Consider the following 21,170-nt stretch of genomic DNA (forward strand, 5'->3'; position numbering starts at 1 on the left):
CGCGCATGAAGACCGCACCTGATCTCGCTCTGCGCCAGCTCACGATGCAGTTCGTCGGGAACGCGACCACGCTGCTGCGCTGCGGGCCGTTCACGCTGCTGACCGACCCCAATTTCCTGCACCGCGGGCAGCGCGCCTACCTCGGTTTCGGGTTGGCGTCCAAGCGGCTGACCGAGCCCGCGCTGAACGTCGACGAGCTGCCGCGGCTGGACGGCGTCGTCCTGTCCCACCTGCACGGCGACCACTGGGACCGGATCGCCCGCACGAAGCTCGACCGGGGCCTGCCGATCGTCACGACGCCGCACGCGGCGCGCCGGCTGCAGGGGTGGCACCGCTTCCGGCACGCGATCGGCCTCCGCACCTGGGAGTCGCACACCATGCTGAAGGACGGGGCGCTCCTGCGGATCACCGCGATGCCGGGACGGCACGCGCCCGGCCCCGCCCGCATGCTGCTGCCCCCGGTGATGGGCAGCCTCCTGGAGTTCGGCCCGGCCGCCGGCGAGGTGCAGTACCGCCTCTACATCACCGGCGACACGCTGATGTACGACGGCATCCACCGGATCTCCCGCCGGTACCGGGACATCGACCTCGCCATCCTCCACCTGGGCGGCACCAAGCTGCCCGGCGGCCTCATCGTCACGATGGACGCCATGCAGGGCGCCGACCTGTTCGAGGCGATCCGCCCTGGGCGCGCGGTACCGGTCCACTACGACGACTACACGGTGTTCAGTTCGCCCTTGGAAGACTTCCGCCGCGAAATGGAACGCCGAGGCTTCGGCGAACAGGCGACCTACGTCGAGCCGGGCCAGACCCACACCTTCACTCAAGCCTGACGGCGACGCCCTTCGACCCGCTTGCGCATGGCGCGGGCCATGCGCAAGGGAAAGAGGCCCAGAAGCGGCGCCCGGCGGCCCAGGTCGTCGGTGTCCTTCCTGTCGAAGGCGCGGGCGTAGCACCGGGCCTGGTCCGCACTGTCGTACTCCTTCGACCCCCCGGCGCCGCAGCCGCGCACGCACGACCAGCGCATCGTCCGTCCGTCGGCGGCGAAGCCGTAGTCGTGGCCGAAGATCCGGCAGCTCAGCGGCGTCACGATTCCGCGTCCCCGTCGCCGGACCCGTCGCCGGATCCGTCATTGGACCCGGGCGGCCCGTACTGGTTGCGGGCGAGCGGCCGGGCCCGTCCCTCGTGGACGGCCTCGCGCAGCGCGGCGCGGAACCTGCCCGGCCCCCAGTAGCGGGCGCCGACCAGCTCGGCGAGCCGGTTGCGGGACGTCGGCCCGTGCTCGACGAGCGCCCGCGCGATGGCGTTGACCTCCCGGTCGAGAGCGATGTCGGCGTCGGACGCCCAGGCGCTCGACCACCCGGCCAACATGCCGGACGGCGAGTAGAACGCCCGCCCGGGGCCGGGGCGGAACCGGCGCAGCCCCGTGCTCTGCTCCCGCTCGCGGCGCAGCACGCGCTCGCGGATGCGCGCGTCGCGCTCCCGCGCCGCCCGCTCCCGTTCCGCCGCCTCGGCGCGCTCGCGCTCCGCCTGCTCGGCCGTGCCCGACTCCGCGGCGAGGGACTCGGCGGCGGACCGGTGCTGCGCGGCCTCCATCCGGTCGGCGGCCGACTCGGCGCGCATCCGGTGGACGCCCGCCTGCCGCTCGTGCTCGGCGGCGGCCGCGTCGTGGTGCCCGGCGCGGGCGGCGTGCGCGAGCGCCAGCTCGGCGTGCATGCGCTCCCACGCGTCGTAGGTCTCGGCCTGTTCCCGGGCGATCTCGGCCTCGATGCCGTCGAGGTGCTCGGCGCGCCCGCGGGCCTGCGCGGCCATCGCCCGCTGCTCGCCCGCCCGGGCCCGCTCGGCCGCCGCCTCCGCCAGGGCCGCGTGGGTCTCGGTGTCGGCCGCGTTCTCGGCGGACAGCGCCTCCGCCCGCTCGCGGAGCGCGCGGGCCCGCTCGTCGGCCGCCTCGGCGCGGCTCAGCGCACTCGCCCGGTCGGCGTCGTTCCCGGCGGTCTCCGCGGCGGCGCGCTCGTCGTGCGCCACCGCCTCCTCCGCGAGCCGTTCGGCGTCCCACTCGGCGATCTGCGCGAGGACCTCCTCGACGCGCATCCGTGCGGCGGCGTCGGCGTCGCCCGCGTCCGCGCGCGGCGCGACCTCGTGGACGATGGCGCGGTGCTCGGCGGCGCGGGCCCGCTGCTCCTCGGCGTGCCGCCTCGCCTCCAGCGCGGCGCGGCGGCCCGGCCGGCCGCCGGCCGCCTTCGCCGCGGGCCCGGCCTTCTCCTCTTCGGCCTCGTGGGCGGTGAGGGGCTTGGCGATGTTCTCCAGCGACGCCTGCTCGGCGCGGACGCCGAAGGCCAGCTCGGCGATGCCGCCGAGCGCCATGATGACGGCGCCGATGAAGAAGCCGATCGCGACATTGCTCGCGACGCCGCTGTCGATCAGGTTGCCGAAGATGAGCGGGCCGGAGATGCCGCCGACGGCCGTGCCGACCGCGTAGAAGAACGCGATGGCCAGCGCGCGGGTCTCCATCGGGAAGATCTCGCTGACGGTCAGGTAGGCGGAGCTGGCGCCCGCCGAGGCGAAGAAGAACGTCACGGCGACGAGCGCGATGAACGTCCAGCTCGTCAGCCCGCCGGCGGACAGGAAGGCGCCGAGGACGAGGGTCAGCACGGCCGAGACGAAGTACGTCCCGGAGATCATCGGCTTCCGGCCCACGGTGTCGAACAGCCGCCCGAGCAGCAGCGGGCCGAGGAAGTTGCCGATCGCGAACAGCACGACGTAGTACGGCACGGCGCCGGACGCCACGGCGAAGTACTTGCTCAGGATCGTGCCGAGGTCGAACGTCACCGCGTTGTACAGGAACGCCTGCCCGACGAAGAGCGCGAACCCGAGCGTCGCCCGCTTCGGGTACACCCTGACCGCGACCTGCGCGATCTCCCGGAACGGGATGGCCTTGCGCTGCCGGACGGTGATGCTCTCGCCGGGTTCGTCCAGGGGCCGGCCGGTCTCGCGGTGGATCTCGGCCTCGATGCCGTCGACGATCCGCTCCGCCTCGCCCTCCCGGCCGTGGATGAACAGCCAGCGCGGGCTCTCCGGGACGTGCCGCCGGACGAGCATGATCGCGAGGCCGAGCACGCCGCCGATGCCGAACGCGAGCCGCCAGCCGAGGTCCTGCGCGAAGATCGAGGTGTTCAGGAGGAGCACCGCGGCGAGGCCGCCGACCGCGGACCCCACCCAGTAGCTGCCGTTGATCGCGAGGTCGACCCGGCCGCGGTTGCGGGCCGGGATCAGCTCGTCGATCGCCGAGTTGATCGCCGCGTACTCGCCGCCGATGCCCATCCCGGTGACGAACCGGCAGGCGAAGAAGTACCAGGGCGCGAACGCGAACGCGGTCGCGACCGTCGCGACGATGTAGACGACCAGCGTGAGGATGAACAGTTTCTTCCGGCCGAACCGGTCGGTGAGCTGGCCGAAGAAGAGGGCGCCGAGGCACGCGCCGGTGACGTAGATCGCCGCCGCGAGACCGATGTCGCCGGCCGACAGGTGGATGCCGCTGCCCGGCTCGGTAAGCCGCGCCGCGACGGACCCGACGATGGTGACCTCGAGGCCGTCGAGGATCCAGACCGTCCCCAGCCCGACGACGATCATCCAGTGCCACCGGGCCCACGGCAGCCGGTCCAGCCGGGCCGGGATCCGCGTGGTGATCGTGCCCACGCGCGTATCAGCCGTCATGCTGTCAGTCCTCCAACGGAACCGGCGGCTCTCACCGGCGTGCCGTGCACCGCCGGATGGAACACCCGTATGGCTACCCGTCAGCCGGGTGTCACACCTCCGAAAGGTCCGGCAGATACCCCCAGGGGCATAGTTGAATCGGAGCCAGACGGGAAGGACCAGGCCGTACAACAGTCCGTCAACGGAGTAGATCAGCCATGAAGAACGACGGAATCCAGGTCGAGGTGGTGGAGACCTCCGCACTCGGCGACCGCAGCTATCTCGCCCATGACGGATGCGTCGCGGTCGTCGTCGACCCGCAACGCGACATCGACCGCTTCCTCGCGCTGGCGGGACGGCTCGGCACCCGCATCACGCACGTCGCCGAGACGCACATGCACAACGACTACGTGTCGGGCGGGCTGGCGCTGGCTCAGGCGACCGGCGCGTCCTACCTGCTAGCCGCCGACGACGAGGTCGGCTTCGACCGGGTGGGCGTGGCCGACGGCGACGAGATATCCGTCTCCGCGACGCTGCGCGTCCGGGCGGTCGCCACCCCCGGGCACACCTTTCACCACCTCTCGTACGTCCTGTCCGGACCGGCCGGCCCCGAAGGGGTGTTCACCGGCGGGTCGCTGCTGTTCGGCACCACCGGACGCACCGACCTGCTCGGCTCCGAACACGCCGACGCCCTGGCCCACCGCCAGCACGCCTCGGCGCGGCGCCTGGCCGACCTCCTCCCCGACGGCGCGCGGGTCTGGCCCACGCACGGCTTCGGGAGCTTCTGCTCCGCGAGCCAGTCGGACACGTCGTCCTCGACCATCGGCGACGAGAAACGGGCGAACCCGGCGCTGCGCCTGGAAGCGGACGACTTCGTCACCGAGACCCTGGCCGGGCTGGACGCCTACCCCGCGTACTACGCGCACATGGGCGCCCGCAACGCCGCCGGCGCCGGCCTGATCGACCTCACCCCCGCCGAGACCGCCGACCCCGGCCGGCTGCGCGACCGCCTCGCCGCCGGGGAATGGGTGGTCGACCTCCGGTTCCGCAAGGCGTTCGCCCAGCGGCACCTGGCCGGGACGCTCAGCTTCGGCCTGGACGGGAGGATGTCGACCTGGCTCGGCTGGATGGCGGAGTGGGGCGCGCCCCTCACCCTGCTCGGCGAGACGCCCGAGCAGGTCGCGGAGGCGCAGCGCGAACTGGCGCGCATCGGCATCGACCGTCCGGCGGCGTCCGCCACCGGGACCCCGGAGGAATGGGCCGGCGGCGACCCCGAGCGCCTGGACTCCATGGCCGTCGCCGCGTTCACCGACCTCGCCGCCGCCCGCGCCGGACGTCCCCCGCGGAACCTGCCTGAACCGGACGTCGTGCTGGACGTGCGCATGGGCGGCGAATGGCGGGAGGGCCATATCGACGGCGCCGTCAACGTCCCGCTGCCCGACCTCCCGCACCACTTGGACGACGTGCCGGACGGAGCCGTCTGGGTTCACTGCACCACCGGCTACCGGGCCGCCGCGGCGGGCAGCCTCCTGCAGAGCGCCGGACGCCGGGTCGTGCACATCGACGACGACTACCCCGAGGCCCGCACCGCCGGCCTCACCACCGGCTGACCGGCGCGCGCGCCGTCTGGCCCGGGCATGGCGAAGGGCGCCCGCCGTGGCGGGCGCCCTCTCCATCGGTGCCGGTGTCGGGGCCGAGGTCACTTGAGGAACGGGAGCCGTTCGACCAGCGGGGTCTTGCCCCACCAGCGGCCGAGGCCCAGGGTGTCGCCGGCGCTGACCAGGGCCAGCCCGACGATCAGCAGCGCGTAGATCAGGTGGTCGTCCATGAAGACGTTGTTCTCCGGGGGCAGGACCGCCGACCACATCATGACCAGCAGCGCCGCGCCGCCGACCGCCGCGATCCGCATCCCGATGCCCAGGATCAGCGCCGCACCGACCCCCGCCAGCCCGATCATGAACAGCCAGTCGGCCCACGCCGCGCCGGCCATGTCGTTGTAGAACCCCGCCAGCGGGCCCTTGGGGGCGTGCGCCAGGAAGCCCTCGGTCGGGCTCCCGCCGTCCAGCCAGCCCTTGCCCGACGGGGTCGCGTGGCCCAGCCCGAACAGCTTGTCCACGAACGCCCACGCGAACACCCAGCCCAGCGCCAGCCGGGCCGCGGCCCAGACGTAACGGGCGGCGGGCGACTCGGTCAGCGGCTTGGGGGCGACCACGCGGATGAGGGTGCTCCGCCTCACGTGCGTCTTGTGCTCGGAGACTGCCATCGCCGTCTCACCTTCCATCACATCGTCGGTTTCTTCACCCCTTACTCAACCCCTCGCGGCCTTTCGGCCGTAGGTCCGTTCGGTCCACGATCAGCGGGCCGAAAGTCCCTTCACCGGGCGGCTGCGGCATCCCCGGATCCCCGCCCCCATGGGACTTCCGTCCCTAACCGGACGGTTTACCGTCGTATCTCCTCAATGAATGGGAATGGCTGGTCTCGATCACATGACCTCAAGACCTGATGAGCACCCGCCGCCGGGCGCGGACCGTCCGACCCGGCTGATACGTGTACCAGGGTGAGCATCCACAAGTTCCTGGAGGTCGCGCACGGCCTGCCGGAGGTGTCCGAGAACGAGTCCTACGGCGGCATGACGAGCTTCCAGGTGCGCGGCAAGAGCTTCGGCTACCTCGCCGAGGCCGACGAGACCGTCATGCTCAAGGCCACCCGCGACGAGCAGGCCGCACTCGTCGCCGAGGCACCGGACGTCTTCGCGCCGTCGTGGGCCAGCGGCCGCTTCGCTTGGCTGAAGGTCGATCTGACCAAGGTCGACCCGGAAGAGCTCGCCGAGCTGGTGACCGAGGCCTGGCGCCTTTCGGCCCCCAAGCGCCTCGCGGCAGCCCGGCTCGGGTAACCCCGGCGCTCCTCCGACCTTCCCGGTGGATTCGTGCAGGTCAGACGGGGTACGCCCGCCCCACGACGGCCGGGGCGACAGCGGGGGAGGCGTCGTGCGGGCGGAATGGCGGCGGCGCGTGCGCGCGGTGCGGTGGCCCGTGGGCATGGGCCTCGCCGGATGGCGGTGGCTGCGGCGCTCCCGCCGGGTGACACGGCGCCGGCTCCGGACGGAGGCGGCGGCCGAGGTCGAGCGGATCCCGCGCCGCGGCGGCGACCGGGTGCAGGACGCCGGGCAGGGCGTAGGGCCGATCTACCAGCGGCGCTACATCGTCCGCATCTCCGGGAGCCCGCTCGCCCCGGCCGAACTGATGGCGCGGCTCGGCGACGACCTCAACGCGGCCTCCCCGGTGGAGGTCGCCGTCTTCGACAAGACGTCGGGCGGCTCCCGCCCCCTGGCGGAGCAGGACGAGTACGTCGTCCACATGCCGGGACCGTGGAACTGCCCCGTCCGGGTCGTGGAGCGGACCCCGGTGTCGTTCCGGTTCACGACCCTGCGCGGCCACCTGGAGGCCGGGGAGATCGAGTTCCGGGTGGACGAGGCGGCGAACGGCGACCTCGTGTTCACCATCGAGTCCTGGGCGCGCAGCGGCGAGCGGCTGGCGGCCGTCCTCTACCAGAAGGTCGGCATCGCCAAAGAGATGCAGCTCCACATGTGGACGCACTTCTGCACCCGCGTCGCCGAGCTGTCCGGCGGCAGCCTGGTCGGGGACGTGGAGGTCCTGACCGAACGGGTGGACGGCCCGGCGGGCAGGCCCCACCCCCTCACCCGCGCCCTCACCGCGGCGTTCACCCGCGCCTTCGCCCTGGCGGCCCACCTCCGCGACCGGCCCCTGCATCCCCGGGGGCTCGTGTTCGATGCCACGCTGGTCCTGCACGGCACGTCCCAGTACTGGGGCGTCCCCCTCCTGGACGACCGCACGGAGGTGCCCGCCCAAGTGCGGCTTTCCCGCGCGGTGGGCCTCCCGCCCGCGCTGCCGGACATCCTGGGCCTCGCCCTGCGCTGGCGGCTGCCGCCGGACGGCGACGCGGAACTGCTGCTGGCCACGACCGGCCGCACCCCGCTGGGCCGCCACCTGCTCCGCCCCGCGACCCGCTGGAGCCCCGCCTTCTACGGCTCCCTGCTCCCCTACCGGGCCGGTGACCGCCGCCTCCTCCTCGGCGCGGCCGCGCGGACCCCGGCCGTCCCGGCGGACCTCGCCTCGCTCGCCCGCCTGGACGAATGGTCGCTCGACCTGCTGGTGGCGCCCGAGTTCGGCCCGTGGGAGCGGTTCGGCGAACTGCGTCTCCACGGGCCCGCGCGGGACGGCGACACCGGGCGTTTCAACCCCGCCCGCCATCCCATCCGGGGCCTGGTCCCGGCCGGGCCGCTCCAGCAGGTGCGCGGCCCGGTCTACGCCGCCGTCCAGCAGGTCTCGGACGCCGAGCGCCCCCGACCGCGGAGGGCGCCATGAGGAGAGGCGTCCGGCGCCGGATGCGGCGGCTGCACGCCGGCCTGCACCGGCTGCCGCTGAACTTCGACCCGTCCCGGCTCGACGAGGGCGGCCCGGACTGGCACGTCGACGACTACCGGCAGCCGCTGCCGCCGGAGCCGCCCGGCCCGCCGGTCCCCGGCGGAAGCTGGGAAACGGCCCGCGACCTCGTCCGGGACTACGAGTACGCCGACCCCGCCATCATCCGGGAGATCTGCCGCTCGGGCCCGCCCGAACCGGGCCGCGACATGCTGCTGGAAGGCCGGTTCCACGGGCTCCACTTCTACCTGGGCCTCCGCGTCGGCGACGTCGTCGACGACGTCATCGAGACGGACGGGCGCCGCGCCCAGGTCTGGGGCTGGAACTACCAGACGCTGAAGGGACACCTCGAACGCGGCCAGATGGACCAGGAGGTCCGCAAATGGCTCGACACGGGCGAGGTCGAGTTCCACATTCACGCGGTCTCCCAGCCTGCCCCCGACCCGAACCCCATCGTCCGCCTCGGTTTCCGCCTTTTCGGCCGCCGCACCCAGCTCAGGTTCTACGACCGCGCCTGCCGGCGAATGAAGCACCTGACAGCCTCCACCCCGACCTCCCCGCCACCCGAAGCCGACGTCCCTCAGCCGGCGAGACGAAAACGAACCGCCTGACCGCCCCCGCGCTGGAGAACAGCCGCGAAAGTGTCGTCGCGGGTGACGACGGACCGGCCGGCGTCGAGCGCTCCCGGACCGCCCTTTCGCGCGTCGGAGTAGGACTCCGCGACCCATGTGCCCGCGCCGAGGAAGGAGAGCGGATACCGCACGGTCTGCGCCCGCTCGCCCGTCATCGCGCCGACGTACCAGTCGGCTCCGGATCGCCGCGCGATGACGAGGTGGTCGCCGATCCCGGAGGACAGCACCTTCGTCTCGTCCCACGTGACCGGAACGTCCTCGATGAATCGCAGCCCTGGCGACTTCGCGTCATGCTCGGGCAGGTCGGCGGCCATCTGGACGCCCGAGAGGTAGGCGACGTAATAGGCCAGCTGCTTGGCAGCGGTCGTGTGCACGCGCCGGCCGCTGCGCCGCGGGTCCCACAGGACGTCCATGATTCCTGGGGTGAAGTCCATGGGGCCGGAAAGCATGCGCGTGAAAGGCAGGATGAGCGTGTGCTCCGGGGTGTCGCCCTCGTCGTCGATGGCATCCCATTCCTGCCCGCGGACGGCCTCCCTGGCGAGCGCGTTGGGGAACGTCCGAGCCTCCCCCGTGGCGTGGACGCATTCGTGGCAGTCGACGTTGATGCGGTGCTGCGCGGCCTTCTCGAGGACGAGCCGGTAATGGCCCACCATCCGCTGGTCGTAGTGGTGATGGCCGGGGATCTTCCCGACGTAACCGGTCTTGAGGTAGTGGATCCCCAGGCTCTCGTACAACGAGAACGCGGCATCGATCTGCTTCTCGTAATCATCGACCCCGGCGCCGGTCTCGTTGTGGGCGATGAACTCGACCCCCTTGCCCTTGCCGTAGGCGACGACTTCGGGGAGATCGAAATCGGGGGTGGCCTTCGTGAAGTCCTGGTCGGCCCAGGACCCTTCCCATCCCCGGTTCCAGCCTTCGGCGAGCAGGCCCTGGATGCCGTGCGCGGCGGCGAAATCGATGTACTGCTTCGCGCGCCGGGTGGTCGCGCCATGGCGCGGCCCGGTCTTCCAGGTGGCCTGGCCGTGCTGGATCAGCCACCAGATGCCGACGTACTTGACCGGCCTGATCCACGACGTGTCTCCCCGGCAGATCGCGCACGGCGGATTGAGGTTCTCGACCAGGTGCGACTCGATCAGCCCGCCCGCCGTCCCCGCGATCGTCAGCACCCGCCACGGCGTGGAGCGGCCGGTGCGAGTGACGACCGCCTCCATCCGCCCCGGCGTCGGCACCAGAGCGGCTCGGAGCCGCCCCGACTCCGGCACGACCGTCATCGCCGCGTAGTCGTTCAGGTCGGCTTCATGGATCGACAGGTACGCCCCGCTTCCGTAGCGGAACGTCACCGGGGTGTTGGAGGCGCCCATGCCGCTGTAGGAGGACGACCGCCACATGTTCTCGTCGGTGTCGAAGTCCCGCTCCGTCCACCATGCCGCCGGATCCCCGGCAAGGGCGAATTCCGTGACTTCGTCCACGATGTGCAGCGACGGCAAGCCCGGCTGTTCCGGCACCTCGTACCGGAAGGCGACCCCGTCGTCATAGGCGCGGGCGACCACGCCGAAGACCCTCCCGTCCGCCTGCCGCAGCCGCACGGTGAGCTCCCGGTAGTGATCGCGGATGCGCGAATCGGCCCCCCAGCGCGGGTGCCACGTGGTGTCGCGGGAGGTGACGCGGCTGCCCGTCATCCGCACGTCGCCGCCGAGCACCGAACCGTCCGCCAGCCTCAGCCCGAGGCCGGACGGCTGGACGAGCACGACGTCGCCGCGCCGGACGGAATAGACGAGCCGCCCGTCCTGCACGGACACGGCCAGCGATAGGGCGCCGTCCGGCGACCGGACCACCTGGCCCCGCGGATCCTGCGCCCCTACGGCCACCGTCTCGCTGGACAGCGTCGCGAGCGAGACGAGGCCCGCCGACACGACGCGAAGGACACGCGACCCGAACAGCGCCCTTCGCACCCGAGATCTTTACCCCGCCGCCCCGCGCGCCAAGCCGTCCGGCATCGGCCGCGCCGCACACCGGGTCGACACTTAAGTCGTCGCTTGACTTTTGAGCTATAGTTAAGTGCATGCTTAAGCATGAGGCGGAGGCGGCCGACCGGGTGTTCCACGCGCTCGCGGACGCGAACCGGCGGGCGGTGATCGAGCGGCTGACCCGGGGGCCTGCCACCGTGAGCGAACTGGCGGCCCTGCTCGGGGTGACCGTCGCCGGGACGGTCCAGCACCTGCGGGTACTGCAGGACAGCGAGCTGGTGCGGTCGGAGAAGGTCGGGCGGGTCCGCACCTGCCGGATCGATACGGCCGGCCTCCGCAGCGCCGAGGCGTGGTTGCGGCGCCGGCGCACGGAGTGGGAGCACCGCCTGGACCGCCTCGGCGCGGTCCTCGACGACCAGACGAAGGAGCCAGGATCATGACCGGCCACTCGGTGAAGCACAGCACGTTCACGCTGGAGCGGGCCTACCCCGCTTCACCGGCCGCGGTCTTCGCGGCCTGGTCCGACCGGGACACGAAGGCCGCATGGTTCGCGCCCGAGGACGGCCGCTACTCGCTGGACTTCCGGGTCGGCGGCACCGAGGTCGTGCACGGCGGCGACAGGGGCGACAGGGGCGGCCTCGTGGCGAGGAGCGAGTACCACGACATCGTCGCCGACGAGCGCATCGTCTACAGCACGGCCCTGTTCAGCGACAAGGTCCTGTCGACCGTGTCGCTGACCACCGTGCAGTTCGACCCCGACGGCGACGGAACCCGCCTGGTGCTCACCGAGCAGGGCACCTTCCTGGACGATCGAGAGCGGCCCGAGTGGCGCGAGCAGGGCACCGGCGACTGGCTGGACGCCCTCGGCCGCCAGGTGGCCCCGCGATGACGGGCGACGGCGAACGGCGGATCCGTGAGCTGCTGGAAGCCATGGGGACGTCGTCGCGGTCACCAAGAACCGCCGTGGGCGACTCGGCCGCCGATTCCGATGCGAAGTGAGCTCAGCCTCCTGTGCGCGGCGGTGCATCGTCGTCCGTTCGGGTAGAAGGGCGGAAACACGAGTAACGCAGGGAGGGCGCTTTCGTGACGCACCGAACGGTCGGCCAACCTGGATCACCGCAGGATCCGCGAGCAGATGCGGGCGAGCCGGATCCGGCAGGTCCGGTGGAGGCCGCGCTCGATGTGCTGTGCGGACGGTGGGCGACGCCGGTGATCCGGGAGCTGCTTCGGGGCGACCGTTCGTTCAGCGAGATGCGGCAGGCGCTGCCGAGGCTGCCGGACAAGGTGCTGGCCGACCGGTTGGCGCATCTCCTGCAGTCCGGGGTGCTCGAACGGCGGCGGGAAGCGGAATGGCCGCCGCGCTCGCGGTACGCGCTCACGCCGCACGGGCGGCGGCTCGGGCCGATACTGGACGCACTGCGAGACTGGGGTGAAGGCCTGGCCCGGGAGCGTTAGGTCAAGCGACGAGGTCGCGGACGAGGTCGGCGGCGGGCTTGTCCGTCGTCCGGTGGAAGGATTCGCCGGCCCACAGGTTGACGCCCTCCGGGTCGCCTTGCGCGGCGGACGCCTTGCGTAGGGGCGAGGTCACGTAGTGGACGTCGGGGTAAGCGGCGGGTGCGTGCGGCGAGTGTTCGGTCAGGAACCGGTTGACGAGGCCACGCGCGAGACGTCCGCTGAAGGCCCGGGTCATCGCGGTGGACGTGAAGCGCGGGTCCGTTAGGGCGGCCTTGTGGACGGCACTCGCACCGCTCTCCGGGCAGCGGACGAAGGCCGTCCCGAGCTGAGCGGCCACCGCGCCCAGGGAGAGGACTTCACCAACGTCGGTGGACGAGGCGAGCCCCCCGGCGGCGATGAGGGGCTGCGAGGTCATGGCGCGCACGGAGTGGAGCAGGACGCGCAGCGGCAGCGGCTCGTCGGACACGTTGGTGAACGAGCCGCGGTGCCCGCCGGCCTCGGAGCCCTGCAGGCAGAGGGCGTCGGCGCCGGACGCCTGGCGGGCCTCGTCCACGGACGTCACGGTGACGATCACGGTCACGCCCCGGGCCTGGAACGCCCGGACGACCTTCGGCGACGGGCATCCGAAGGTGAAGGACACGAACGGCGGCGGGTCCCCGAGCAGGTCGGCGATCTTCGCCTCGTACGCGTCGTCGCGGGCCCCCGGGACGCCGAGGGCGACGCCGAGACGGGCGGCCTCGGGCGCCAGGCGGTCACGGTAGGCGTCGACGAGAGCCGGGTCGATCTCGTCCAGCGACGGCATGAAGACGTTCATCCCGAACGGGCGGGACGTCAGTTCGCGCGTGCGCGTGATGTCGGCGCGCATGGCCGCGGGCGTCGTGTACCCGGCGGCGAGGAAGCCGAGGCCGCCCGCACCGGACACGGCGGCGGCCAGTTCGGGCGTCGACGGCCCGCCCGCCATCGGCGCCTGCACGATCGGTACGTCCGTCCACCCCTCGCCGCGGCTCGCGCTCATGATCCGAACGATAATCCCGGGGGAGGACCGGGCGCCCGCCCGGGGTCATCGAAGGGAAGGGGCGGCATGCGGGTGCTGCTGCACTACGACATGGACCACGCGGAGCCCGGCCTCGACATCGTGAGCTGCTCCGAGCAGGACGACGCGCGGTTCGCCGAGCTGCTGCCGGACGCCGAGGTCATCTGGCACGTGCTCCGCCCGCTCACGGCCGAGGACATGGACCGGGCGCCGAAGCTGCGGCTGATCCAGAAGCTCGGCACCGGCGTGAACACCATCGACCTGGACGCGGCGCGGGAGCGCGGTGTCGCGGTCGCGAACATGCCGGGGCAGAACGCGCAGGCGGTCGCGGAGACGTCGCTGCTGCTGATGCTGGCGGCGCTCCGCCGGGTCGTCGCGTTCGACGCGCGGACGCGGCGCGGCGCCGGCTGGCCCGCCGACCGCGGCCTGGTCGGCGGGGAGCTGGCCGGGCGGACGGTCGGGCTCCTCGGCGGCGGCGAGATCGCCACCCTGCTGCGCGGCATGCTGGAGGCGATCGGCGCGACCGTCGTCTACACGTCCCGGCGGCCCCGGCGCGACGACCCGGCCTGGCGGGAGCTGGACGACCTCCTGCGGGCGAGCGACATCGTCTCCGTCCACATCCCGCTGACGGACGAGACCCACCACCTGCTCGACGCGGAGAGGCTCGCGCTCCTGCCGCCGGGCGCGATCGTCGTGAACACGGCGCGCGGCGCGGTCGTTGACGAGGCGGCGCTGGTGGCGGCGCTGCGGTCCGGCCATCTGGGCGGCGCCGGGCTGGACGTCTTCGAGCGGGAACCGGTGGACGCGTCCAACCCGCTGCTGGCCCTGGACGACGTCGTCGTCATGCCGCACGTCGCCTGGCTGACCGGCGAGACCTGGGCCCGCTACTTCGCCGTCGCGGCGGAGAACTGCCGCCGCCTCGCGAGCGGCGGCGACATCCTCCACCGCGTCGTCTAGGGGATCAGGACGGGCTTCACGACCTTGCCGGACGTGGTGTCCGCCTCCGCCTCGTTGATCTTGTCGAGCGGGTAGGCGGTGATGAGCCGGTCGAACGGGAACCGGCCCTGCCGCCACAGCTCGATCATCGTGGGGATGAACGTGTGCGGGACGGCGTCGCCCTCAATGATGCCCTTGACCGTCCGCCCCATGAGCAGGAGGTTCGCGTCCAGCGTGTACTCGGTGGCGCCGACGCCGACGAGGCCGCAGACGCCGGTGGTGCGCAGCGACGCGACGGCCGTCGAGACGACCGCGGGGACGGCCGTGCTGTCGAACGAGTACTGCACGCCCTCGCCGCCGGAGATCGCCCGGATCTGCCCGGCGATGTCGTCGTCCGCCCCGTTCAGGACGTGCGTGGCGCCCAGTTCGCGGGCCAGGTCGAGCCGCGACTCGTGCAGGTCGACCGCGACGATCACGGTGGCGCCCGCGACGCGCGCGGCCATCACGGCGGCCAGCCCGACCGCGCCAGCGCCGAAGACCGCGATGCTGTCGCCGGCGCGGACGCCGAGGGAGACCAGCACCGATGCCGCGCCCGTCTGGACGCCGCAGCCGAGCGGGCCGAGCTGTTCGATCGGCACGTCGCGGGACACCGGCACGACGTTGCGGACGGTCCCGAGCGCGTGGGACGCGAACGACGACTGCCCGAACCAGCGCGTGTGGACGGCCTCGCCGTCGCCGGTCGTGGCGCGCGGGCTTCCGTCCAGCGGCATGGCGAGCATGTTGAGCGCGGTCATCTGCGGGCAGGCGCCGGGCTGCGCGTTGCGGCAGTTGTCGCACGTCCCGCACGAGTCGAACGACATGACCACGTGGTCGCCGACGGTGAGGCCGGTGACGCCGGGACCGACCGCCTCGACCACGCCCGACCCCTCGTGCCCGAGCACGACCGGCTTGGTGACCAGGTCGCCGGGGACGCGGCCGAGCATGTCGGTGTGGCACATCCCGGTGCCCGCGATCTTGACGAGGACCTCGCCGGGGCCGGGGTCGGCCAGGTCGAGGGACTCGATCGTGTACGGGGCGTCTGCGGCGCGCAGCACCGCGGCGTTGATCTGCACCAGGGGTTCCTTCAGGCGATGGAGTAGCGGACGGGGAGGCGCTTCAGGCCGCCGACGAACGTCGTCGCGGTGCTCTCGGGCGTCCCGGCGAGCTCGATCGAGCGGAGGCGGGGCAGGAGTTCCGAGTAGAAGGCGCGGATCTCCATGCGGGCGAGGGCGGCGCCGAGGCAGTAGTGGACGCCGAATCCGAACGCCAGGTGCTTGTTCGGGTCGCGGCCGACGTCGAAGCGGTAGGGGTCGTCGAAAACGTCCTCGTCCCGGTTGCCCGACGGGTAGGAGAGCAGCACGGCGTCGCCCTCCCGGATGGTCACGCCGCGCAGCTCGTAATCCCGGTTGGCGGTGCGCATGAACTCCTTGACGGGCGTCACCCAGCGGATCATCTCGTCCACCGCGAACGGCATCAGCTCGGGGTTCCGCTGGAGCCGTTCGAGCTGGTCGGGGTGCTCGATGAGGGCCTGCAGGCCGCCGGAGATCGTCGCGCTGGTCGTGTCGTGGCCGGCCGTCGCGACGATGACGTAGTACGAGGCGGTGTCGAAGTCGTTGAGCGGCTCGCCGTCGATCCGGGCGTTCGCGATCGCGGACGCGAGGTCGTCCGTCGGCTCCTTGCGGCGCGCCTCCGTCAGCCCCTGGAAGTAGGCGAAGAAGTCGAGCAGGACCTGCAGTTTCTCCTCGTTGGTCGCGCCGCGCTGGAACTCGTCGTCGTCGCCGCCGAAGAGCTCCTGCGTCAGCTTGAGCATGCGGCCGAAGTCGCTCTCCGGAAGCCCGAGCAGCGACAGGATCACGTACAGCGGGAAATGGACGGCGACCTCCTGCGCGAAGTCGCATTCGCCGCCGAGGTCCACCATCCGGTCGACGTACCTTTTCGCCAGTTCCTGGATGCGCGGTTCGAGCGCCCGCATCGCGCGCGGCCGGAACCAGTCCGCGCCGATCGCCCGGATGACCCGGTGGTCGGGGTCGTCCATGTGGATCAGGGTGCGCAGCGCGATGCCCTGCTCGGCGCGCTCCCGGTTCAGCTCGTCGAACTCGGCGGTGCCGAGCAGCGGGCGCGGCGCGTTGAGGAAGATCTGGTGGTTGCGCTCGATCTCCAGGATGTCCTCGTTCTTGGTGATCGCCCAGAACGGGGTGTAGTCCGGGGCGTCCACCCAGTGCACCGGCGACTCGCGGCGCAGCAGCGCGAGCGACGCGTGGAACCGCCGTTCGTCCGCGTAGGCCTTCGGGTCGGCGAGGTCGAGCCCCGCTCGGTCCACGGTCAGCGTCATCGCTCTGCTCCTCGCTCGGGGCTGCCGCCACACAGGAACCTACGGGCCCGAATCCGGTTCGGTCAACGATGTCCGGACGGCCGGCGGGGCCCGGGCGGTGGCTCGGCTGGGCGGGCGGTGGCTCGGCGGGCTCGGGCGGTGGCTCGATGAGGCTCGGGCGGTGGTTCAGATGTCGGTGAAGTCGCCGTGCCGGCCGCGGCCGTCCGCGAACCGCGCGGCGCCCCGCAGCGCGTCCTGCAGCGAGCCGACCCCGTGCCCGTACTCGGCGGCGATCGCCTCGTCCTCCGGCAGGCCCTCCGCGTCCAGCACCGACATGCGGTCGTTGCGCAGGCATGCCTGCGGGAACCCGGCCAGCTGCGCCGCGAGTTCCTCGGCGGCCTCCCGCGACGTCCCCGCCGGGACGAGCCGGTTCGCGAGGCCGATCTGGAACGCCTCCTCCGCGCCCACCGGACGCCCGGTGAGGATCAGATCCATAGCGCGGCTCGTGCCGATCAGCCGGGGCAGCCGGAACGTCCCGCCGTCCACGAGGGGGACGCCCCAGCGGCGGCAGTAGATCCCGAACGTCGCGTCCTCCTCGACCACCCGCAGGTCGCACCAGAGGGCGAGCTCCATGCCGCCGGCGACCGCGTGGCCCGCGACCGCCGCGATCACCGGCTTGGACAGCCGCATCCGCGTGCAGCCCTCGGGCCCGTCCGCGGGGGGCGGGTCGACGCGCGGGCTCCGGTCGGTTCCGATCGACTTGAGGTCGGCGCCGGAGCAGAACGTGCCGCCCTCGCCCCACAGGACGGCGACGCTCGCCCCCTCGTCCGCGTCGAACTCGCGGAACGCGCCGGCCAGTTCGCGCGCCGTCGTCCCGTCCACGGCGTTGCGGGTCCCGGGACGCGACATGATCACCGTCGTCACGGGCCCGTCCCGCTCGATCCGTACCGCCACGCGGCCTCCTAGTCGCCGATGAACGCACCGTCCGCCAAATCCGCGAACCGGTCGAGATCCTCCGCCGGGGCGCCGATCGCGCGCAGCGGACCGGCGTCGGCGAGATGGCTCCGAGCGTAGAGGCGGGCGACGAGCGCCTTGCGGTCCGTCCCCGCGTCGGCGCGCTCCCAGCCTGCCTGCTCCAGCAGCAGCGCAGCCGCGTACACGTCCGCCATGTACTGGGCGAGCGGGAAGAGGCGCGCTTCGGCGATGGCCTTGTCGAGGTCGCGCCACGTTTCTATGGCCTGGCGGAGATGCCCGATGCGGTCGCCGACCAGGGCGGCGGTCGCATCGTCCCCCGGCGGCGCCTGCTCGACGGCCTGCGTGAGCCTTTCGAGGAAGGGCTCGTGCGCGTCCTGCCGCTCGATCGCGCGGCGGACGTCCAGGCACAGGATGTTGTCGCCGCCCTCCCAGATGGGGTTGACCTGCGCGTCCCGCAGGAGGCGCGCCACAGGCCACTGCTCGATGTAGCCGTTGCCGCCGTGGATCTCGATGGCGTCGCTCGCCGCCGTCACGCCCAGCCGCGCCGCCCTCAGCTTGATCAGAGCGGCGGCCACCCTGAGGCGCGGCCGGCCCAGGTACCCGTCGAACACGAGCGCCTGCGCGGCCTCGGTCTCCACGATCAGTTCGGCGAGCTTGCGCCGCATGAGCGGCTGGTCGATGAGCGCCGCCCCGAACGCCTCCCGCGCCCGCGCGTAGCAGAGCGACTCGACCAGCGCCCTGCGCGCGCACCCGAGGCCCATCATCGCGATGCCGAGGCGGGCGCCGTTCGTCAGCTCCATCATGCGGGCGAGGCCCTTGCCGTCCCCGCCCTGACCGGCCGTCGAGGGCGGGGCCAGCAGGAACGCCTCCGCGTCCGTGAACTCGATCTCCGCCGACGCGACCGACCTCGTGCCGAGCTTGTCCTTGAGCCGCCGGACGCGGACGCCGTTGCGCGACCCGTCCCGCCGCTCCTTCAGGACGAGGAACGGCGCGATCCCCCGCACCCCGTCCGCGGCGCCCTCGGACTTGGCCAGCACCACGAACGCCGACCCGTTCGCGTTGGACGCGAACCACTTGAAGCCGTTGAGCCGCCAGGCGTCCCCGTCCTTGGACGCGGTCGACTCCAGCGCCCCCAGATCGGACCCGCCCGACCGTTCCGTCAGCATCTGTGCCGCCTCGCCGGACATCTCCCCGGCCGCGAACAGCTCCCGCACCCGCTCCTTGACGTCCTCGGGAGCGAACATCTCCGTCAGCCGGACGACCATGTCGCCGCCGGTCCCGAGCGCGCACGCCATGCCGATGTCGGCCTGGTCGAGCAGGTAGCTCCAGGCCACGCCGAGCGGCGCGGCGTCGACCCCGCCGGCCTTCGCCTCCGCCACGAAATCGGGCCGCGTGAACGACGTGGCGACGAGATCCCGCCTGGCCGCCTCGAACGACGGCGGCATGACGACCTCGCTGACGTCACGCCCCCACCGGTCGTACTTCTCCAGCCTCGGCGGGTTCCGGTCGGTCTCCTCCGCCCGCTCGGCGATCGGCCCGCCCATGAGCGCGCCCATCTCCTTCAGCCGCGGCTCGGCCCACCCGAACCCGTCCCCGAGGTGCCGCCGCATGAGGAACCGCAGCGTGGGGTCGCAGTCGTACCAGTTCCGGCCCACGGCCCCCTGGTAGCGCTCGGTCGCGTACCGGCGCGCCTTCTCCGCGCCACCGAACGGCAGCCGGTCGAACGGCTCGATCAGATAGGACGTCATACTCCCGACATTACGCTTTTCTCTCACATGATGGAAGTCTGTAAGTTATCGCGCGGCGAAGGAGCACATCAGTACCATTTGCCTGATCACAGGGGGTGGGCGGTGTTCGGGATCTTCAAGCGGCGGCGCGAGGACGAGCTGGCCCAGGTCGAAGCCGAAATCACCGCGTTCGGCGAGGCGCTCGCACGGCTGCCCCTCGACCCGGACGCACACGGCGCCGACCCCGACCTGATGGCCGACTACGGCCGCGCCCTGGACGCGTACGAGCAGGCCAAGGTGCACTTCCTGGGCGACCGCGACCGCGAGGACGCCGCCGACGTCCTGCACACGCTCGAACAGGGACGCCGCATCCTCGCCCGCGTCGAAGCCTCCCTGGCCGGCCGGCCGCTCTGCTTCTTCGACTCCCGGCACGGGCCGTCCGTGGACCGCGTCGCCTGGGCCCCGCCGGGCGGCGCCGCCCGCGACGTCGACGTGTGCGCCGCGGACGCGATCCGCCTCACCGAGGGACTGCCGCCGATCGCGACGGGCGTCCGGCCGCCGCCCGTCCCGGCACCCCGTCCCAAAGCCGTTCAGCCCTCCGGGCCGGGGAAGCAGCCCGCGCCGTTCAAGGTCGCTCCCCCGAAGCTGAGCAAGCGGGCCCACGTCAAAGGCCGAGGCGACGGCGAGGCGGAGTTGCGCCGCCCCAGATGGGACGTGCCGTCGGTGCTCGTCGTCCGGCTCCACGGGGCCGGGCAGGTCGACCACGTCCAGCAGGGAAAGGCCGTGCGGCTGGGCAAGGCGCCGCTGCCGTTCCGCCTGGTGCTGCCGCTCCCGCTGGAAACCGAATGGCCCGTCAAGCTCCGCATCAAATGCACCGGCACATGGTCGACCTGGTTGCAGGCGGGTGACAGCGTCCCCGCCCTCGAACAGAGCATCGCGTCACGCGGCTCGTTCATCTGCCGGTACATCGGCGGCGCGGCACGGATCCAGCTCAAGCACAGGGAGCGGGGCGCGTACACCGTCACCGAACTGACCCCGGAATTCCGGCGGGGCCCCTGCGTCCTGTCCGGCCAGGGGATCTCGTCCGCCGAAGGCGAACTGGCGGGCTCGACCTTCCTCCTCGTGGAGGCGGAGGGCGAGTGGCACATCAGGGTGGGCTGAGACCTTCCCGGTAGTGTCGTGACCAGCCATGGACAGCCTGGAGATCCGCCCGCTCACCGCCCGCTCGGTCGTGCTGAGCACGCTGCTCGGCGTCCACCCTCCCCGCCTCCCGGCCCGCTACCTCGTCCGCGTCGGCGACCTGTTCGGCATCGCCGAGGGGACGATCCGCGTCGCGCTCTCCCGCATGGTGGCCGCGGGCGACCTCGTCCAGTCCGACGGCGCGTACACGCTCACCGAACGCCTCCTCGACCGCCAGGCCCGCCAGGACGAGAGCCGCCTCCCGTCCACCCGCCCCTGGGACGGCGCCTGGGAGATCGCCGTCATCACCGCCGAACGCCGCCCCGCCGCCGACCGCGCCGCGCTCCGCCAGGCCATGTCCGCCCTCCGCCTCGCCGAACTCCGCGAGGGCACCTGGCTGCGCCCCGCCAACCTGACCCGCACCCGGCCCGACCCGGTCGTCCGCCAGTGCACCTTCCTCACCGGCCGCCCCGAGCAGGACCCGGCCCTGCTCGCCGCCACCCTCTGGGACCTGGACGCCTGGACGGCAAAGGCCGAAACCCTCCGCACCGCCCTGGCGTCCGCCACCGAGATAGCCGAACGCTTCACCCTGGCCGCCGCCGTCCTCCGCCACCTCCTGAACGACCCCCTGCTCCCCTCCCCCCTCCTCCCACCGGCCTGGCCCGGCCCAGCCCTCCGCACCCTCTACAAGTCATTCGAGAAAGACTTCGAACAACTCCTCACAACCCAAGTACTTTCCTGACCCGTCCACGACCTCTACCCTGACAATCCGTCGGACGGG

Annotated in this window: 20 protein-coding genes; 11 read left to right on the forward strand and 9 right to left on the reverse strand. The window is 72.5% G+C overall.

Features of this window, described 5'->3' with window-relative positions; genetic code table 11:
- The first annotated feature begins 5 nt into the window (after positions 1-5).
- Positions 6-833, forward strand: a complete 828-nt coding sequence (locus SM611_RS21155) for an MBL fold metallo-hydrolase (protein ID WP_371951591.1) — start codon at positions 6-8, stop codon at positions 831-833.
- Here SM611_RS21155 and SM611_RS21160 read toward each other — a convergent pair.
- Complete coding sequence (locus SM611_RS21160; protein WP_371951592.1) at positions 824-1,090, reverse strand: hypothetical protein; 267 nt, start codon at positions 1,088-1,090, stop codon at positions 824-826. The two genes, SM611_RS21155 and SM611_RS21160, sit on opposite strands and share 10 nt — an antisense overlap.
- Positions 1,087-3,714 (reverse strand): MFS transporter, encoded by a 2,628-nt coding sequence (locus tag SM611_RS21165; RefSeq protein WP_371951593.1) that lies wholly within the window; start codon positions 3,712-3,714, stop codon positions 1,087-1,089. Before SM611_RS21165 ends, SM611_RS21160 begins: the two co-directional genes overlap by 4 nt.
- Positions 3,715-3,911: 197 nt before the next feature.
- On the opposite strand from SM611_RS21165, the gene SM611_RS21170 reads away from it, so the two are divergent.
- Entirely contained in the window at positions 3,912-5,303 is a 1,392-nt protein-coding gene (locus SM611_RS21170) for an MBL fold metallo-hydrolase (RefSeq protein ID WP_371951594.1), read from the forward strand.
- Between the two features lie 89 nt (positions 5,304-5,392).
- Here SM611_RS21170 and SM611_RS21175 read toward each other — a convergent pair whose 3' ends face one another.
- Positions 5,393-5,956: a DoxX family membrane protein gene (locus tag SM611_RS21175; protein WP_371951595.1), complete on the reverse strand. Its 564-nt coding sequence runs from the start codon at positions 5,954-5,956 to the stop codon at positions 5,393-5,395.
- A 294-nt stretch (positions 5,957-6,250) separates the two neighbouring features.
- On the opposite strand from SM611_RS21175, the gene SM611_RS21180 reads away from it, so the two are divergent.
- From SM611_RS21180 to SM611_RS21190, 3 genes are all read left to right on the forward strand, one after another.
- Entirely contained in the window at positions 6,251-6,586 is a 336-nt protein-coding gene (locus SM611_RS21180) for an MmcQ/YjbR family DNA-binding protein (RefSeq protein WP_371951596.1), read from the forward strand.
- Between the two features lie 94 nt (positions 6,587-6,680).
- Complete coding sequence (locus tag SM611_RS21185; protein WP_371951597.1) at positions 6,681-8,078, forward strand: DUF1990 family protein; 1,398 nt, start codon at positions 6,681-6,683, stop codon at positions 8,076-8,078.
- On the forward strand, positions 8,075-8,746 hold the full coding sequence (locus SM611_RS21190) for a DUF1990 family protein (RefSeq protein WP_371951598.1): 672 nt from the start codon (positions 8,075-8,077) through the stop codon (positions 8,744-8,746). The genes SM611_RS21185 and SM611_RS21190 overlap by 4 nt, the downstream gene beginning before the upstream one ends.
- Here SM611_RS21190 and SM611_RS21195 read toward each other — a convergent pair.
- The gene (locus tag SM611_RS21195; protein ID WP_371951599.1) at positions 8,716-10,719 is read right to left on the reverse strand and encodes a glycoside hydrolase family 97 protein; all 2,004 of its coding nucleotides are present in this window, start codon (positions 10,717-10,719) and stop codon (positions 8,716-8,718) included. The genes SM611_RS21190 and SM611_RS21195 overlap by 31 nt on opposite strands.
- A 110-nt stretch (positions 10,720-10,829) precedes the next feature.
- Between SM611_RS21195 and SM611_RS21200 the strand changes: the two genes are divergently transcribed.
- From SM611_RS21200 to SM611_RS21210, 3 genes are all read left to right on the forward strand, one after another.
- Entirely contained in the window at positions 10,830-11,174 is a 345-nt protein-coding gene (locus SM611_RS21200; RefSeq protein WP_371951600.1) for an ArsR/SmtB family transcription factor, read from the forward strand.
- Positions 11,171-11,623: an SRPBCC domain-containing protein gene (locus SM611_RS21205; RefSeq protein ID WP_371951601.1), complete on the forward strand. Its 453-nt coding sequence runs from the start codon at positions 11,171-11,173 to the stop codon at positions 11,621-11,623. Before SM611_RS21200 ends, SM611_RS21205 begins: the two co-directional genes overlap by 4 nt.
- Positions 11,624-11,898: 275 nt before the next feature.
- Complete coding sequence (locus tag SM611_RS21210; RefSeq protein ID WP_371951602.1) at positions 11,899-12,189, forward strand: winged helix-turn-helix transcriptional regulator; 291 nt, start codon at positions 11,899-11,901, stop codon at positions 12,187-12,189.
- A gap of 1 nt (position 12,190) precedes the next feature.
- On the opposite strand, the gene SM611_RS21215 is transcribed toward SM611_RS21210, so the two are convergent.
- Positions 12,191-13,204: a nitronate monooxygenase gene (locus SM611_RS21215; RefSeq protein ID WP_371951603.1), complete on the reverse strand. Its 1,014-nt coding sequence runs from the start codon at positions 13,202-13,204 to the stop codon at positions 12,191-12,193.
- Between the two features lie 66 nt (positions 13,205-13,270).
- Here SM611_RS21215 and SM611_RS21220 point away from each other — a divergent pair, with 66 nt between their 5' ends.
- Positions 13,271-14,179, forward strand: a complete 909-nt coding sequence (locus SM611_RS21220) for a 2-hydroxyacid dehydrogenase (protein ID WP_371951604.1) — start codon at positions 13,271-13,273, stop codon at positions 14,177-14,179.
- Here SM611_RS21220 and SM611_RS21225 read toward each other — a convergent pair.
- The 4 genes from SM611_RS21225 to SM611_RS21240 form a co-directional block, all read right to left on the reverse strand.
- The gene (locus SM611_RS21225; protein WP_371951605.1) at positions 14,176-15,270 is read right to left on the reverse strand and encodes an NAD(P)-dependent alcohol dehydrogenase; all 1,095 of its coding nucleotides are present in this window, start codon (positions 15,268-15,270) and stop codon (positions 14,176-14,178) included. The two genes, SM611_RS21220 and SM611_RS21225, sit on opposite strands and share 4 nt — an antisense overlap.
- Before the next feature lie 11 nt (positions 15,271-15,281).
- Positions 15,282-16,529, reverse strand: coding sequence for a cytochrome P450 (locus SM611_RS21230; protein ID WP_371951606.1), 1,248 nt, complete (start codon positions 16,527-16,529; stop codon positions 15,282-15,284).
- A 165-nt stretch (positions 16,530-16,694) separates the two neighbouring features.
- A complete protein-coding gene (locus SM611_RS21235) occupies positions 16,695-17,462 on the reverse strand; it encodes a crotonase/enoyl-CoA hydratase family protein (protein WP_371951607.1) in 768 nt (255 codons plus the stop codon).
- An 8-nt stretch (positions 17,463-17,470) separates the two neighbouring features.
- On the reverse strand, positions 17,471-19,231 hold the full coding sequence (locus tag SM611_RS21240; protein ID WP_371951608.1) for an acyl-CoA dehydrogenase family protein: 1,761 nt from the start codon (positions 19,229-19,231) through the stop codon (positions 17,471-17,473).
- Between the two features lie 78 nt (positions 19,232-19,309).
- On the opposite strand from SM611_RS21240, the gene SM611_RS21245 reads away from it, so the two are divergent.
- Both SM611_RS21245 and SM611_RS21250 read left to right on the forward strand, forming a co-directional pair.
- On the forward strand, positions 19,310-20,371 hold the full coding sequence (locus SM611_RS21245) for a hypothetical protein (protein ID WP_371951609.1): 1,062 nt from the start codon (positions 19,310-19,312) through the stop codon (positions 20,369-20,371).
- Between the two features lie 28 nt (positions 20,372-20,399).
- Positions 20,400-21,131, forward strand: a complete 732-nt coding sequence (locus tag SM611_RS21250) for a PaaX family transcriptional regulator C-terminal domain-containing protein (RefSeq protein ID WP_371951610.1) — start codon at positions 20,400-20,402, stop codon at positions 21,129-21,131.
- The last annotated feature ends 39 nt before the right edge of the window (positions 21,132-21,170 follow it).

Origin of the sequence: Actinomadura monticuli (assembly GCF_041463655.1) — a bacterium.
Classification (GTDB): Bacteria; Actinomycetota; Actinomycetes; order Streptosporangiales; family Streptosporangiaceae; genus Spirillospora; species Spirillospora monticuli.

Excerpts from the sequence above, each read along its gene's own strand:
- SM611_RS21250 (WP_371951610.1), top strand. The coding sequence starts at position 20,400 with ATGGACAGCCTGGAGATCCGCCCGCTCACCGCCCGCTCGGTCGTGCTG.
- SM611_RS21170 (WP_371951594.1), top strand. The coding sequence starts at position 3,912 with ATGAAGAACGACGGAATCCAGGTCGAGGTGGTGGAGACCTCCGCACTC.
- SM611_RS21220 (WP_371951604.1), top strand. The coding sequence starts at position 13,271 with ATGCGGGTGCTGCTGCACTACGACATGGACCACGCGGAGCCCGGCCTC.
- SM611_RS21240 (WP_371951608.1), bottom strand. The coding sequence starts at position 19,231 with ATGACGTCCTATCTGATCGAGCCGTTCGACCGGCTGCCGTTCGGTGGC.
- SM611_RS21155 (WP_371951591.1), top strand. The coding sequence starts at position 6 with ATGAAGACCGCACCTGATCTCGCTCTGCGCCAGCTCACGATGCAGTTC.
- SM611_RS21175 (WP_371951595.1), bottom strand. The coding sequence starts at position 5,956 with ATGGCAGTCTCCGAGCACAAGACGCACGTGAGGCGGAGCACCCTCATC.
- SM611_RS21230 (WP_371951606.1), bottom strand. The coding sequence starts at position 16,529 with ATGACGCTGACCGTGGACCGAGCGGGGCTCGACCTCGCCGACCCGAAG.
- SM611_RS21190 (WP_371951598.1), top strand. The coding sequence starts at position 8,075 with ATGAGGAGAGGCGTCCGGCGCCGGATGCGGCGGCTGCACGCCGGCCTG.
- SM611_RS21215 (WP_371951603.1), bottom strand. The coding sequence starts at position 13,204 with ATGAGCGCGAGCCGCGGCGAGGGGTGGACGGACGTACCGATCGTGCAG.
- SM611_RS21165 (WP_371951593.1), bottom strand. The coding sequence starts at position 3,714 with ATGACGGCTGATACGCGCGTGGGCACGATCACCACGCGGATCCCGGCC.
- SM611_RS21200 (WP_371951600.1), top strand. The coding sequence starts at position 10,830 with ATGCTTAAGCATGAGGCGGAGGCGGCCGACCGGGTGTTCCACGCGCTC.
- SM611_RS21205 (WP_371951601.1), top strand. The coding sequence starts at position 11,171 with ATGACCGGCCACTCGGTGAAGCACAGCACGTTCACGCTGGAGCGGGCC.